Source organism: Nitrospirota bacterium, from assembly GCA_016219645.1.
Taxonomy (GTDB): domain Bacteria; phylum Nitrospirota; class Nitrospiria; order Nitrospirales; family Nitrospiraceae; genus Palsa-1315.
In genome coordinates this window covers 24,289-37,838 of sequence record JACRLR010000012.1, presented here as the reverse complement: position 1 = coordinate 37,838, position 13,550 = coordinate 24,289, and the positions used below count along the sequence as shown (strand labels likewise).

Sequence of the window (13,550 nt, the reverse complement as noted above, 5' to 3'; positions counted from 1 at the left end):
GCACCTCCGCTTCATGACCCTGGCCCTTCGTCTCGCGGCGAAGGGCCGGGGCAAGACCAGCCCGAATCCGATGGTCGGGGCCCTCGTCGTCAGGGACGGCCGTATCGTCGGCCGTGGGTATCACCACGGTCCGGGGAAGCCCCACGCAGAAATTCTTGCACTCAATCAAGCTGGGCGACGCGCCAAGGGTGCGACGCTCTATGTCACGCTCGAACCCTGTTGCCATCTCCTCAAACGAACCCCACCCTGTGTGCCGGCCATCATTCGATCAGGCGTGCGGCAGGTGGTGGTGGCTATGGCTGACCCCAATCGTCAGGTCAAAGGACGGGGGATTGTTGCTCTGCGCCGGGCTGGGATTGCTGTGACGACGGACGTTGCACAAGAGAAAGCCTCACAGCTGAATCGCTGGTACAGTCACTGGGCAACGACCGGTCTTCCCTACGTGATCCTCAAAGCCGGGATGACATTGGATGGAAAGATAGCCACGGCGAAGGGAGAGTCGCGATGGATTACCGGTCGGCCCGCGCGGCAGGATGCGCATCGACGCAGGAGTCTGGTGGATGCAGTCGTCATCGGGGTCGGCACCGTGCTCAATGATAATCCCACGTTGACGGCTCGACTGTCCGACCGGCCGCTCAAGTTCGCGCCTCGGCAACCGTTACGCGTCGTGCTCGATAGCTGCCTCAGGACGCCATCGACGGCGAAGGTCTGTGCTAAGCAGGGCCGGGCAAAGACATTGATCGCGACCACGAGCCGTGCCTCCCGTCCACGCCGTCGTTCAGTTGAACGGGCCGGAGTGGAAGTTGTAGCCATTTCGGCAAAAAAAGGGCGCGTTTCGTTTTCAGCTTTGCTGAAGGTCTTAGGCAAGCGGGGAATCACTTCTCTGCTTATCGAGGGGGGCAGCACAATGAATGCCTCGGCCCTACGGGAGAAACTCGTCAATCACGTCGTTCTGTATCTTGCGCCTACTCTGATGGGAGGGCAGGATGCCAAGGCGATGATCGGAGACCGGGGTCCGACGCGCTTGGCCCAGGTGCTGAAATTGCGCCATGTATCGGTTCGCCGGACCGGGAATGATCTGGTTGTGGAAGGAGATCTGTGACACCCAGGCTCCTCTGTGCGGTCTTTGTCGTCATCCTAGCGGTGCTTGTCGAACAGGCGGTGGCGGCGGCTGATGCTGTCCCACCTCCAGTCGATCTCAATAGCCAGATCTTCCGCTATTTAGATAGTGCGGATGCAGAAGAGGCTGCTTCTGCCCTGCAGGCCATGCTGTCCAATCCCATGATCACGATCGACCGGGCAGTACGAATCATTCAGACCGAGCGGGTCTATTCTCCGCAACCGACAGGGACTCTTCCCGAAGAGCGAATCGATGTGCAGGGACGTGCCTCTCGCCTGGCGCTCTCCATTCCCCCGACCTATCAGCCGGCGAAAGAGTACGGATTGGTCGTCTGCCTACATGGGGCGGGATTTACCGGTGAGGCCTATCTGGAGCGTTGGGAGGCTCGATTGGGGGGAGAATTTATCGTGGCCTGTCCGACTGCGCCAATGGGCGCATGGTTTACGAGAGGGGCGGAGGAGTTGGTGTTAGCGACGATCCATTCCGTGCAACGGCGCTATCACATCGACCCTGACCGGATCTTTCTCACCGGCATGTCCAACGGTGGAATCGGGGCCTGGGTGATCGGCATGCATCAGGCGCCTCTGTTCGCAGGCCTTGCCCCCATGGCAAGCGGCCTCGACAACGTGTTGATGCCGTTCCTGGCTAACCTGCGTTCGACGCCGATCTATATCATTCATGGTGTCAAGGATGAGGTGATGCCGGTGGAGCTCAGCCGTGCGATTACGCAAGAATTGACCAGGTTGGGGTATTCCTTTGTCTATCGGGAACATGATCGTGAGCACCCCATGGCGGGCGGGCACTACTTTCCAAAGGAGGAATTGCCTGAACTGGTCAACTGGTTTCACACGCAACGACGTAATCCCTTGCCGAGAACCGTGACGGTGGTACGTGAGGCCAGCCACCTTCAACCGTTTGGATGGGTGCGCATCGATGCGACCGATCCCATTGCCGCATTTTCCGAAGATCTGATCAGCAAACGAGACGACCTGATCAAACGCCGGGAATATGCGAGGCTGGACGCTTCCATCGTGGCGCCGAATCGCATCGAAGTCCAAGCTGTCCGGGTTCAACGCTACAGCCTCTTTTTGAACGAGCAGCTCATCGATTCTTCCAAACCGGTGGTGGTGCTCACCAATGGGCAAGTATCTTTCGAAGGTCTTGTGACGCCATCCATTGAGACTTTGTTGCGACAAGCTCGTCTGCGACAGGACTCTCAGCAACTCTTTCCGATCCATCTCGCCGTTCAAGTTCGAAAACAGCCGTGATGATCCCCCGATCATTGGGTGCAAAAAGGGCCGGCTTTCCGTCTTTGTTCGTCGTGATCGGGTTCAGTGTGACTCTCTATTCCAGCTTGGCCCAATCAGAGACCTGTGTCCTGCCTTCTCAACATGAAGGGGTGACGTTCCCTGTTGAAGAGATTGGGACACACTGGGTCTGTCCCCTGCAGTCGATCGTCAGTGACTACACGACGGTCAATCGCGTCGGGCCGATACGGATACAGCTGCCCGAGCCGGTCTATCGCTATCTCCTGGACCGGCCGCCAATGGCGGCCACGTTGATCAATCGACTCGCTCTCAGTCCCTATAAGTCGGAGGCCAGGGAAGCTGGCCGATTTTGGTGCAACGATGGTGATGGAACAGAAGGGATCGTCGAACTCCTGTATCAAGACTCCACCAATCGGATTTACTATGTGGAAGGATCCCACACGAGCACTCTGCTGCCGGACATCACCGCGAAGGCCGTCGTATTTCTGAAAATGAATCCGGTCCAAGATGAAGAGCGGAACGACAGGGTCGAAACGACGCTGGTGGCCTATACGAAGCTGAACAACCGTCTGTTGGCAGGACTGGTGTCGCTCATCAGGCCACTTGTCGGGCGCACCGTTGCAGGGAAGTTGATCAAAGGCATCACGGTTGTCAATCGTCTGGGGCAAGAAATGTGGCGACATCCCGATCGGGTTCTTTTGGAGGCAACCGGCCCTCCGCCATTGCCGGATGATGAGGTGGCGTTCCTGAAACAGGCGCTGGACAATCTGTCACATTCCCGCGGCGCGTCGTCTCCATCCAAGGCACTTGCACCATGACGATGTCACGCAGCTTTACGTTGCTCTGCACCGTCGGCGTGTTCTGCTTTATCAGCTATAACATGGTCCGGATGCCGGTGCTGGCGCTGTTCGCAGAATCGCTGGGAGCCAGTCCAGAGCGGATCGGGCTCATCGTGTCGGTCTCCACCCTTACAGGCGTGTTCCTCAAACTGCCGTCAGGAGCACTGTCAGACATCTATGGCCGGCGGTTCCTCTTACAGATCGGTGTGGTGGCCTTCGGGCTCCCTCCGTTTCTCTACCCCTGGGTGACAGACCTGGATGTTCTAACCACCTTGAGGTTTTTTCATGGGCTGGCCACCGCCATCTTTGCGCCGAGTGCATTGGCGACCGTCGCTGATCTCTACCGAGAACGACGGGGCGCCGCGCTCGGCACCTATACAGCCTCGACGCAGTCCGGCGCTTTGCTCGGACCCTTTATCGGCGGCTATTTGATCTATGCGTCGGGGTTCTCCTCTGCTTTCATGACCGCCGGGATATTCGGTTGCATCGCCATTGCCATCTTCTACAGCCTGCGCCTCACACCGCCCCCTCATCGTGTTCAGGAGAAGGGGATGGCTCCTCTAATGGCGGAGATGTGGAAGGGATTCAGGGTGGTGGCCAAGAATCGCAAGGTGCTCATTACCAGTTCGACCGACGCGGCCAAGATGATTGCGAATGGGGCCTTGATGGCATTTCTTCCCCTCTACGGGGTTTCAGCAGGGTTGAACCCGGGGGAAGTCGGCCTGTTGTTTACGGTTCAGGCCCTTACGTCGCTTGTTTCCAAGCCGATTATGGGCCGGGTGTCTGATAGCATCGGGCGTCAGCCGCTGATCGTCATCGGGCTCATAGTCTGTGCTGCGACCTTCGTCTGCATCCCCCAAGTCTCGATGTTTTGGTTGTTACTGATGCTGTCGGCAGGATTCGGATTTGGCGAGGCCATTGTTTCCTCCTCCTCGTCCGCGTTGGTCGCGGACAGCTCCGAGTTCAAGGGGCTCGGGGCCGGGATGGGTATGCAAGGGACGATTGGAGATATCGGACACGCTGCCGGGCCGCTCCTAGCAGGGGTCCTGATAGCGCAACTGAACTATGCCAACGCCTTTGCCATCATCGCCGGCCTGCAACTCGTCGCGGCATCGATTTTCTGGGTGATGATGAGGCGGACGTAGCGTGGATACTATATAATGGTCCCCTGATGGAGTCCGTCGCGACAGAGAACCTTGTGATCGGCGCACTAGCCGGGATTGGCGTGCTCGTGTTGCTTGTCATGTTCGTGTATGTGGTGAGACAGGTTTTTAAGAAAGAATCATAGCTGCTGGTTGAGGTCTGTTAGCAAAGGCTACGCATGTTCACAGGCATTGTGGAAGAACTCGGTGCCATCGTCTCAATCGACAGGACCCTTGCCGGAACGAGGATGTCGATCCTTGCCTCAACCGTGATGGCTGATCTCAAAATCGGAGACAGCATCAGTGTGAATGGCACTTGTTTGACGGTGGTGAATAAGAATGAGCACAATTTCTCCGTGGAGGTCTCTCCCGAAACTCTGTCCGTGACCACCCTTGGGACACTTACGGCCGGTGCGCCGCTGAATCTGGAGCGGGCGATGAAACTCAACGAACGACTCGGGGGGCACCTCGTGGCCGGTCACGTGGACGGCCTTGGGACGGTCCGCAGCCGCCAACAAGATGGGAATGCAATATTATTGGTAATCGAAGCCCCATCGGAGATTCTGCGTCACTGCATCGTGAAGGGATCTGTCACCGTGGACGGCATCAGCTTGACGATCAACCAGGTGACAGATCGTGGGTTCACCGTGTCGATTATTCCACACACGGCGAATATGACCACTCTGGGCCTGAAGCAGATCGGTGACCAGGTTAATCTGGAATCAGATTTGATCGGGAAATATGTCGAACGCCTGTTGCAGGAACGGGGACAGCTTCCCTCCAAACCGTCCCCCGTCATCGACAAGGATTATCTCAAAAAACACGGCCTCCTCTAGCAGGATGCTGAAAAAGGGGGGGCGGGCAGCCTGGTCATCCTCCTGCTCGCGGAACGCGCACGATCAGAATGTGCTCGTTCGACGCGCGCAATCGAGGATCGACCAGGCTGCCCTTAAACGAAAATATGGGATAGAAAGGACGCGCGCAATTGGGATCATCCCAGCCACCCCTTATAGAGTGATAGCTCGCTGCGGCCTTGCTGGACGGGCTTTTTGAGCATCCTACAGCTGTCAGTATGTACCGATCAGCTTTCAGATCAGATAGAGTTCAGGATGGCACATAAACCCGCTGCGTCTAAACGTCTCACAGTGGATCGGTTGCTTTCGAAGCATGGAATCGCCTCACGGAGCGCAAGCCAGGAATGGATTCGTGCAGGGCGAGTCCGTATCAATGGTCGAATTATACGCGATCCGGCCACGTGGGTCTTGTGGCCAAGAGATGCTGTCTCGATCGATGACCGACCGATTCATGACTCGGTCAAACGATTTATCCTCTTTCATAAACCGAAAGGGGTGATCACAACGCACAGTGACGAAAAGGGCCGCAAAACAGTCTTCGATGAACTGCCGGCAGACCTGGGCTATATGCATGCAGTCGGGAGACTCGATCAGGCGACCAGTGGACTCCTCCTGCTCACGAACGATTCGTCTCTATCAAGCTATCTCACGAATCCGATCAATAAAGTAAGGAGGACCTACCTGGTCTCAGTGCGTGGAGCATTCACTGAGACACAGGCCGCAGAGGCCGTAGTCGGAGTGGTCGATGCTGGCGAGCGACTCCAGTGCCACAGCGTGAAGATTCAGAAGCAGTCCGGACGAGAATCACATCTGGAAGTGGTTCTGATACAGGGGAAAAACCGTGAAATCCGAAGACTGTTCAAGGCATTGGGGCACGAAGTGACTAGACTCAGGCGCGTTCAATATGGTCCCTTCAAACTGGAAGATCTCCGGCTAGGCGCATGGCGCGAGATCCCGATCGAGGGCGTGAGGAAGGCGCTTTCAGGTGGATAACTCTCAAGTCTGGGTCAGAAGTCACCGTGGTAAATCCGAGTCTGCTTCTGATTAGTTTTTTTGATCACTTTGGCTTCCTTCTCGCGTACAGGAAGCAGACGGCGCAGGGGGCCCTTCGGCTTGTTCTGGTAACGGGCGATAAACATGTCGCCCAGGGGGCGAGCGTTCTCGCTCGCTACGGATCTTGCTCGCGGAGGTGATACCCCGCCCGCTCTAACGCACGGCGAACGGCATTCATGACTGCAGGACTGTCGTTGTAAGGCATCACGGTCACTTCCGGTGCGGCACGGAGAGCGGCCAGGGTTGATTCTGCTTCCGGGCCGGCCAGCGCATCACAGGTTTCATACAACCCGTCCGCTCCTTCCTCCAGCACGTTGTGATCCACGAGAATGTTTTGGATTGCTGCCAGTATTGCGGCTGTCGGCGTCGGCATGAGTAACGAGGCAAGGGCTCCATGATCGAGCCGGAGCTTGGCAGCAATGGGAAGAGGTTTCCCCCCGCGCTGGCGCTGGGCGGCAGGTAAAAGAATCTTCTCTTCCATGCCGATATGCCGGAGGAGCCCTGCACGGAATTGGGCGTAGGCGCGGTCATCAATCGTTCCGGGCTGAGCCACTGCCGCTTGGAACAGCCCGTCGAGCCGCCGGTGGTCTGCGAGTAGAAATTCCGTGAGCAGCCCCCTGTTCTCTTTCGCTGGTTGCCCCATCAGCCGGCTCCAACCATCGCCAATGTCACACTCAGGCCATCATCATATATCGCTTGCATCTATATCGCCAGCGGCTCTGTTAGGCTCGTTGGCTCATTAGATCTGTCGGGTCTATCTCGTTTGTATAGATCAGACCATACCTCAGGCAATCGCTGCGTGCCTCCCCTCAGGCCGATTGGAGCTTTTCGGGCTGCAACGCGATTTGAGATTGAATATTGGCCCAGAAGTTCGCTATAAGGCTTGAATTTGTCATCATCGTGGAGGGAGAGTGCATGGGGAAAAACGACTCACGTCACGAACAGGGATGGTGCTCAAGACTCAAGCGTGTATTAATTGGAGTGGCGACATGGAGTCTCCTGGCCGGGGCCGGGTCGGAGGTCCTCGCCAGCGAAAACACGCAGCAGGACTTCCGACTGTGGGCGCCGGTCTATCTGACCGTTCCACTCTCGACGTCTTTTCTCGGGTACGCGGAAGTCAACCCGCGATTCGGGGACGACGTATCGCAACTGGATCAACTGATTCTTCGTACAGCCGTTGGCTACAAGCTGAACGATCGTTGGTCCGTATGGCAGGGATATGCGTGGAGCACCGTCTACTATAAGGCCAACGATCAGCCCGATTTTACCGGGGAACAACGCATCTATCAGCAGCTGTCGTATAAGGACAAGCTGCCATTCCTCGAAACATTTCCATTCGTAAAACTTCTCAGCCGCTCCCGACTGGAAGAACGATGGATACAGCATGTGAGCGACACTGCCTTTCGCGCCAGAACGATGTTACGCGTGGATGTCCCACTGCCGATGATTCCCAGCTGGTCCTTCGTGACGTACGATGAAATTTTCGTCAACCTGAATGGGGTCAGTGGCGGTCCCGAGGCAGGATTCGACCAAAACCGGTTCTTCATCGGCTTTAATCGGGAGTTCATAAAACAATTCAATGTGGATCTGGGCTACCAAATGCAGATCATCAATACCCGTAAAGAAGAGATGGTCAATCAAATAAATAACATGATCCTTATACAGCTCTGGATTAATTTGTAGCGTTTCTGGATTCGTGGAGGGTGGTTCAACAGCTAGGAATTGCCATGGGGTAGTCGCAGCCCCACTGTATCACCCCTGCGGCACTTCTGTGCCATGACGATATTTTTGACGATCGAGTGAGGGAACAATAAGAAGCAGACGGGTCTATTGAATGCCTGCCTGACGTTGGAGCCAGCGTACATACTTCACGATCTGATCGACATCCCCGGGGGTCACGCTTTCGATCTTGGGCATATTGCCGAATTGCCAATGGTGCGCCTGGACGCCATTGGCCGCAGCCCGTTGGAAGGCTTGATCGCCGTGATGGTTCGGCTCGTAGACCTTATGCACGAGCGGAGGCCCGTGGTCCGTTCCCGCCGCTTGATTCCCATGACAGGCCGCACAATTTGCGTTGAACGTGGTTTCGCCAGCTTGGAACTCGGTTGGCACAGGACCTCCCACGACTGCTTGTGTTGGCTGCGAGGAATCGCAGGCCACGAGCAGGCCAAGCCCCAGCAACCATACTCCGATCTGAAATCTTTTTGGCATCGTGATCTTCATAGAATCAGTATCGCTGATCATGTTCAATTTAACTCCTTTACAGGATGTTCAAACAGAATGGCCAGCAAGGCCGCAGCCGAATCGAAACCAGAGGCGTACCCTCTGGGGTACGTTGAGGATTTCGATGAGGCGAGAACGGCGCTGGCCGCCTGTTTCAACATCCTGAGGTTATCGCATAGGCGATGGGATCCACAACCCCAGCCTTCGCAAATCCTTCCAGCCGGATCAGACAACTATCGCACCGTCCGCAAGCCTGATCCCCCACCGGATCGTAACAACTATGGGTCAAATGAAACGGGACATGTAGCTCAATCCCTTGCCGGATGATTTCCTCTTTCGTCAGCATCAGCAAGGGGGCTTTGACATGGAGGGGGATCCCTTCTCGTCCGGCTTTTGTCCCCTCTTTTGCCACGGCTTCAAACGCACGAATGAACTCAGGCTGACAGTCGGGATAACCGGAATAGTCGAGCACGTTTGCACCAAAATAGATGGAAGTCGCTCCCACGACCTCCGCATGCGCTGCCGCAATCGAGAGAAAGATGAGGTTCCGTCCCGGCACATATGTGACAGGAATGCTCTGGCGACGCTCTTTGCTTGCTCGGTCCTTGGGCACGGCCGCTGGCCCGGTGAGCGCCGACCCGCCGATGGCGTGAAGGTCCAGATTGATCACCAGATGATTCGCCACGCCCAAGGCGGCTGCAACCTGCCTGGCTCGATCTACCTCCACTGCATGGCGTTGGCCGTAGGCAATCGTGAGGAAGAAGAGCTCACAACCCTCCTGCTTGGCTATGGCTGCAGTGACGGTAGAATCCAGCCCTCCACTCGCCAAGACGACCGTTCGATGACTTGTTGGCCTCATCACACCCATTCCCACATACGACGCAGGTTACCAAGCGTCGTTAAAGAACGCGAGCCTCGCCTGAGCAGCAAGGGCCAGAATCACTCTTGACGGAATACAGGCGATGCAAGGCAGGGAGAGAGCTGATTCCGAGCGGGGATACCTAATCGCGATCTTCTTCTCGCTCGATTTTTTCCAGCAGCTCTTCTTTCGATTGACACTCGACACAGAGTTTCGCAAACGGGACGGCGTCCAATCTCCGCTCGCTGATCTCTACACCGCACTCCGCGCAGATACCATAGGTGCCTTCGTTGAGCCTCGTCAATGCTTCGTCGATGGCCTGCCGGCGGCGATTGCGCATTTCCATTAAAGAAATGCCCAGCTCGCGATCCAGATCCATGAGGGCTTGATCGCCGACGTCACGTGCGGATTCAAGCCGCCGTTGTTTATCTTCAATGAGAGATTGGCCCAGACTGCCTTCGATCTCTTTGAGAATCTCCTGGCGTTTCCGCATCAACATCTGATGGAGGACTTGGCGGCGGCGCTCCCGGTCCTCGCGTTCTTTCGCCGATTCTTTTGGTCTGGCAGCCAGGGGAGAGACTGCCATGCTGACAGGTTTTGGGACGACTACAACCGGATCGTGCTTTGGTTTACTCGCCGGCTTTGCAAGCTTCGCCCGCACCTTGGTCTTTGCCACTGGTTTTTTCTTGGCAGGGGTCTTTGTTGCCATGACGAGTCCTACTCCTGTGGTGAACGTCGAATAGCCGGAAAAAGTTCGGCATTCATAGCATGGGGCTATGATCGTTGACAAGGGGATGTAGGGAAAAAGTTGGGGGCCCCTAGGGATAGAAGATAGTTGAATGGATGGGGTAGCCGACCAGTTTCTCTCGACCCTTTAGGCCCTGGAGTTCCACAAGAAAGTCGAGCCCGGCGATTTCGCCGCCCAACTGCCGAACGAGCGATACAGTCGCGGCTGCCGTGCCCCCTGTCGCAAGCAAGTCATCTACGATCAGCACCCGTTCTCCCACCGCGATCGCATCACGGTGGATGGCAAGGGAGTTTGTACCGTACTCGAGGCTGTATTTGACTTCAAAGCAGTCGGCGGGCAACTTGCCGGGTTTCCGGACCGGGACGAATCCGGCGTTCAACCGGTTCGCCAGGACCCCCGCGAAAATGAACCCACGTGATTCAATGCCGATGACCTTAGTGATCCGCTGTCCATGATAATAGGCGGTCAATTCATCGGCGATCGACGACAAGGCGCGGGCATCTTTGAGCAACGTGGTGATGTCATAGAAGAGAATGCCTGGCTTTGGGAAGTCGGGGACTTCGCGAACGAGGGCGTGGTAATTGACGGTGGTCATCGATCAGAGCAAGTCGGATTGTGTCATGGTCCTTCGTTCGATGGTATGCCGCAATCGCGCCAAAGCCGCCATTTCAATCTGCCGGACCCGCTCACGGGTCAACCCCATCTCCCGGCCGATCTCTTCCAACGTCTTGGCTTCACTTCCATCGAGCCCAAACCGCGACATAATAACCGTTTGCTCCTTCTCAGGCAACTCCTGCACCCATTCCATCATTTCCGCCCGACGCATCACCCCCTCGGCTGTATCGGCAGGCGAGACACACGAGGGGTCTTCAATCACATCGCGTAAGAAGGTATCTCCACTCTCACTGATCGGACTGTCTAGCGAACAGGTCGTACGGACCACCTGTCTCAGATCCAACACCGTCTCATTCGTCGTCTTCATCCTTGTCGCTACTTCCGACGCGGTCGGTTCTCGTCCGAGCTCCTGAACGAGCTGCTCTGTCTTGGCGAGATAGCGGTTGAGCCGTTCCACTACATGCACGGGCAATCGCACGAGCTTCCCCTGATTGATAATGGCCCGTTCGATATACTGCCTGATCCACCAGGAGGCATAGGTACTGAAGCGAAACCCCCGTTTATAGTTGAATTTTTCGACGGCCTTGATGAGTCCTAGATTGCCCTCTTCGATGACATCGGAGAAGGGGAACCCTCGATGCATATAGCGCTTACCAATGCTGATGACCAGACGGAGATTCGACTCGATCATCTGTTGACGGGCCTTCTCATCCCCCGCCATGACCCGCTTGCCTAACTGCTGTTCCTGTTTAAAGGTCAGTAGGGTCGAATGACGGATCTCGCGCAAATAGCACTTGAGAGTATCCAATCCTTCCGCGCGGCGATTCGGTTTTTCTTCTCCGATCAGCGGCTCGTCTAGTCCAGGAGGCGCGGCAATATCCTCTTCCTCAGAATCGACGAAGTGTCGGCGCGCTTCGCTCAGATCGTGCAACTCTTCGCCTTCTCGCGCCATACGCTCCGTGGCTCCTTCAGTACCACACCTGGAAATCTGAAAATCGTCCTGTCGCCGGACTCCACTCCACGTCGACCGCTGTCACCCGCGACGCAGGAGGCCCGGTCTTAGCGTCTTCGATCAGAATCAGGATTTGCTCTTTGGGGCCCTCAACGTCAAGCTCGACCCGGCCATCACCGAGATTCCTGACACCTCCGCAGAGTCCTCGTTGCGCTGCGACGCGCGCCGCAAACGCTCGATACCCGACCCCTTGGACTTTACCTCTCACAAGCAGCTTCGCCCGGAGAGCTGCTGGTTCAATCGGTTCGGCCATAGACTCAAACAGACTGTGCGATATAACGATGCCCATTCAACGAACGAATATTCTCATACCTCCACAGAAGCGTCACGCGTTTTGCGATTATGCGCGAGAGAATTTCGTACATGGTTTCTGAAATGAAAAATAGGGGAATATAGTGGAATTGGGTGAGACTCGGCTAGGGGAGAGCAGCCATAGCTGCCTGTATCGATCACTCCTTATGGTGAAGGGTTGGCGTTGTGAGGTAGCCGTGGTTATGGGTATATAACCGTAGGTGTTAATATCCAGTAGTCTCTGTCGCAGCGATAGGCCACGGGCTGAGCTGATGTGTTTTGGTCGGGGCGAGAGGATTCGAACCTCCGACCCCTGCGTCCCGAACGCAGTGCGCTACCGGGCTGCGCTACGCCCCGACCGGGTGATCCGGTGAAGTAAAAAATCATTGTCTTACATCAGAGGGTCGAAACGCAAGCCATGGGATTCCGCCACCGCTCGGCATGTGACTTTTCCATCAGCGAGATTCACGCCTTTGGCGAAGCCCGCATCGGCTCGCACCGTGGCATCGACCCCTTCTGTTGCCAGTCGGAGCAGATACGGAAGAGTCGCGTTCATGAGGGCTTCCGTCGAAGTTCGGGGAACAATGCCCGGTATGTTTGCCACACAATAGTGCAGCACCCCGTCTACCTCATAGACCGGATCCGAATGGGTCGTGGGTTTCGTGGTTTCGAAGCAGCCGCCTTGATCCACAGCCACATCCACAATCACAGAACCAGGTTTCATCCTGGCAACCAGTTGGCGAGACACAAGCTTGGGCGCAAGGGCGCCGGGAACCAAAACCGCTCCGATCACAAGATCGGCTGCGAGCACTGCCTGCTCAATAGCCACTGTCGTCGAAGCCAACGTAACAATCCGCCCATGATACTGATCATCCAAATACCGCAATCGGTCCACATCCAGATTGATCACCGTCACCAGGGCGCCCATGCCCACAGCGATGCGTGTTGCTGCACTCCCGACTACGCCGGCGCCAAGCACGACCACCCGCGCCGGCTCAACACCGGGCACTCCTCCCAGCAGCAGACCGCGCCCTCCTTGCGTTTTTTCCAAATAGTGCGCTCCGACTTGTACCGACATGCGACCGGCGATCTCGCTCATCGGCTTCAGCATGGGAAGACTGCCGTCCTTCGCTTCGACGGTTTCGCGGGCAATCGCGAGGATTCTGCTGTCGAGCAAGGCTTTCGTCAGCTCCGGGAACGAAGCCAGATGAAGATAGGTAAAGAGCACCTGGCCTGGACGAAACAAGGGGCACTCCGACAGCAGGGGTTCCTTCACTTTGACGATACACTCTGCTTGCTGAAAGACCTGCGGCTTCGATTGTGCGATGGTCGCACCCACCTGTTGATACTCTCTATCAGCATATCCACTGCCGGCACCGGCAGATTGTTCCACCAACACCTCGTGCCCTGCCTGACGTAACGCCCGTGCTCCATCGGGTGTGACACTGACACGATACTCGTGATCCTTGATCTCTTTTGGCACTCCGATGACCATGATTTCTCCCTCCCTCAGCGATCTGTTCCCC

15 protein-coding genes and 1 tRNA gene are annotated in these 13,550 nt (G+C 56.4%); 7 read left to right on the top strand and 9 right to left on the bottom strand.

Features of this window, described 5'->3' with window-relative positions; genetic code table 11:
- Nucleotides 1-13 precede the first annotated feature (13 nt).
- From ribD to HZB34_03225, 6 genes are all read left to right on the top strand, one after another.
- Complete coding sequence (gene ribD / locus HZB34_03250) at nucleotides 14-1,102, top strand: bifunctional diaminohydroxyphosphoribosylaminopyrimidine deaminase/5-amino-6-(5-phosphoribosylamino)uracil reductase RibD (GenBank protein MBI5314967.1); 1,089 nt, start codon at nucleotides 14-16, stop codon at nucleotides 1,100-1,102.
- Complete coding sequence (locus HZB34_03245) at nucleotides 1,099-2,388, top strand: hypothetical protein (GenBank protein MBI5314966.1); 1,290 nt, start codon at nucleotides 1,099-1,101, stop codon at nucleotides 2,386-2,388. Before ribD ends, HZB34_03245 begins: the two co-directional genes overlap by 4 nt.
- A complete protein-coding gene (locus HZB34_03240) occupies nucleotides 2,388-3,206 on the top strand; it encodes a hypothetical protein (protein MBI5314965.1) in 819 nt (272 codons plus the stop codon). Before HZB34_03245 ends, HZB34_03240 begins: the two co-directional genes overlap by 1 nt.
- Nucleotides 3,203-4,372, top strand: a complete 1,170-nt coding sequence (locus HZB34_03235) for an MFS transporter (protein MBI5314964.1) — start codon at nucleotides 3,203-3,205, stop codon at nucleotides 4,370-4,372. Before HZB34_03240 ends, HZB34_03235 begins: the two co-directional genes overlap by 4 nt.
- A gap of 176 nt (nucleotides 4,373-4,548) precedes the next feature.
- Nucleotides 4,549-5,205, top strand: coding sequence for a riboflavin synthase (locus HZB34_03230; GenBank protein MBI5314963.1), 657 nt, complete (start codon nucleotides 4,549-4,551; stop codon nucleotides 5,203-5,205).
- Between the two features lie 273 nt (nucleotides 5,206-5,478).
- Complete coding sequence (locus HZB34_03225; GenBank protein MBI5314962.1) at nucleotides 5,479-6,216, top strand: rRNA pseudouridine synthase; 738 nt, start codon at nucleotides 5,479-5,481, stop codon at nucleotides 6,214-6,216.
- A 175-nt stretch (nucleotides 6,217-6,391) separates the two neighbouring features.
- Here the strand turns inward: HZB34_03225 and HZB34_03220 are convergent, their stop codons facing one another.
- Entirely contained in the window at nucleotides 6,392-6,919 is a 528-nt protein-coding gene (locus tag HZB34_03220; protein ID MBI5314961.1) for a hemerythrin domain-containing protein, read from the bottom strand.
- Nucleotides 6,920-7,191: 272 nt separating this feature from the next.
- On the opposite strand from HZB34_03220, the gene HZB34_03215 reads away from it, so the two are divergent.
- Nucleotides 7,192-7,959 (top strand): DUF2490 domain-containing protein, encoded by a 768-nt coding sequence (locus HZB34_03215; GenBank protein MBI5314960.1) that lies wholly within the window; start codon nucleotides 7,192-7,194, stop codon nucleotides 7,957-7,959.
- Nucleotides 7,960-8,103: 144 nt separating this feature from the next.
- Here HZB34_03215 and HZB34_03210 read toward each other — a convergent pair whose 3' ends face one another.
- The 8 genes from HZB34_03210 to ald all read right to left on the bottom strand — a co-directional run bounded on the left by HZB34_03210 (nucleotide 8,104) and on the right by ald (nucleotide 13,519).
- On the bottom strand, nucleotides 8,104-8,520 hold the full coding sequence (locus HZB34_03210) for a cytochrome c (GenBank protein ID MBI5314959.1): 417 nt from the start codon (nucleotides 8,518-8,520) through the stop codon (nucleotides 8,104-8,106).
- Nucleotides 8,521-8,653: 133 nt separating this feature from the next.
- On the bottom strand, nucleotides 8,654-9,358 hold the full coding sequence (queC, locus tag HZB34_03205) for a 7-cyano-7-deazaguanine synthase QueC (GenBank protein MBI5314958.1): 705 nt from the start codon (nucleotides 9,356-9,358) through the stop codon (nucleotides 8,654-8,656).
- A gap of 142 nt (nucleotides 9,359-9,500) precedes the next feature.
- Complete coding sequence (locus tag HZB34_03200) at nucleotides 9,501-10,067, bottom strand: TraR/DksA family transcriptional regulator (protein ID MBI5314957.1); 567 nt, start codon at nucleotides 10,065-10,067, stop codon at nucleotides 9,501-9,503.
- 109 nt (nucleotides 10,068-10,176) lie between these two features.
- Entirely contained in the window at nucleotides 10,177-10,701 is a 525-nt protein-coding gene (locus HZB34_03195; protein MBI5314956.1) for an adenine phosphoribosyltransferase, read from the bottom strand.
- Nucleotides 10,702-10,704: 3 nt separating this feature from the next.
- Nucleotides 10,705-11,673: a sigma-70 family RNA polymerase sigma factor gene (locus HZB34_03190; GenBank protein ID MBI5314955.1), complete on the bottom strand. Its 969-nt coding sequence runs from the start codon at nucleotides 11,671-11,673 to the stop codon at nucleotides 10,705-10,707.
- Between the two features lie 16 nt (nucleotides 11,674-11,689).
- On the bottom strand, nucleotides 11,690-11,986 hold the full coding sequence (locus tag HZB34_03185) for an acylphosphatase (protein MBI5314954.1): 297 nt from the start codon (nucleotides 11,984-11,986) through the stop codon (nucleotides 11,690-11,692).
- Between the two features lie 318 nt (nucleotides 11,987-12,304).
- Nucleotides 12,305-12,381: transfer RNA gene (locus HZB34_03180), tRNA-Pro, on the bottom strand.
- A gap of 34 nt (nucleotides 12,382-12,415) precedes the next feature.
- Nucleotides 12,416-13,519: an alanine dehydrogenase gene (gene ald / locus HZB34_03175; protein ID MBI5314953.1), complete on the bottom strand. Its 1,104-nt coding sequence runs from the start codon at nucleotides 13,517-13,519 to the stop codon at nucleotides 12,416-12,418.
- Nucleotides 13,520-13,550: the final 31 nt, after the last annotated feature.

Coding starts and splice junctions, on each gene's coding strand:
- ribD (MBI5314967.1), top strand. CDS start 14: ATGACCCTGGCCCTTCGTCTCGCGGCGAAGGGCCGGGGCAAGACCAGC.
- HZB34_03240 (MBI5314965.1), top strand. CDS start 2,388: ATGATCCCCCGATCATTGGGTGCAAAAAGGGCCGGCTTTCCGTCTTTG.
- HZB34_03235 (MBI5314964.1), top strand. CDS start 3,203: ATGACGATGTCACGCAGCTTTACGTTGCTCTGCACCGTCGGCGTGTTC.
- HZB34_03230 (MBI5314963.1), top strand. CDS start 4,549: ATGTTCACAGGCATTGTGGAAGAACTCGGTGCCATCGTCTCAATCGAC.
- HZB34_03225 (MBI5314962.1), top strand. CDS start 5,479: ATGGCACATAAACCCGCTGCGTCTAAACGTCTCACAGTGGATCGGTTG.
- HZB34_03220 (MBI5314961.1), bottom strand. CDS start 6,919: ATGGGGCAACCAGCGAAAGAGAACAGGGGGCTGCTCACGGAATTTCTA.
- HZB34_03215 (MBI5314960.1), top strand. CDS start 7,192: ATGGGGAAAAACGACTCACGTCACGAACAGGGATGGTGCTCAAGACTC.
- HZB34_03210 (MBI5314959.1), bottom strand. CDS start 8,520: ATGATCAGCGATACTGATTCTATGAAGATCACGATGCCAAAAAGATTT.
- queC (MBI5314958.1), bottom strand. CDS start 9,358: ATGAGGCCAACAAGTCATCGAACGGTCGTCTTGGCGAGTGGAGGGCTG.
- HZB34_03200 (MBI5314957.1), bottom strand. CDS start 10,067: ATGGCAACAAAGACCCCTGCCAAGAAAAAACCAGTGGCAAAGACCAAG.
- HZB34_03195 (MBI5314956.1), bottom strand. CDS start 10,701: ATGACCACCGTCAATTACCACGCCCTCGTTCGCGAAGTCCCCGACTTC.
- HZB34_03190 (MBI5314955.1), bottom strand. CDS start 11,673: ATGGCGCGAGAAGGCGAAGAGTTGCACGATCTGAGCGAAGCGCGCCGA.
- HZB34_03185 (MBI5314954.1), bottom strand. CDS start 11,986: ATGGCCGAACCGATTGAACCAGCAGCTCTCCGGGCGAAGCTGCTTGTG.
- ald (MBI5314953.1), bottom strand. CDS start 13,519: ATGGTCATCGGAGTGCCAAAAGAGATCAAGGATCACGAGTATCGTGTC.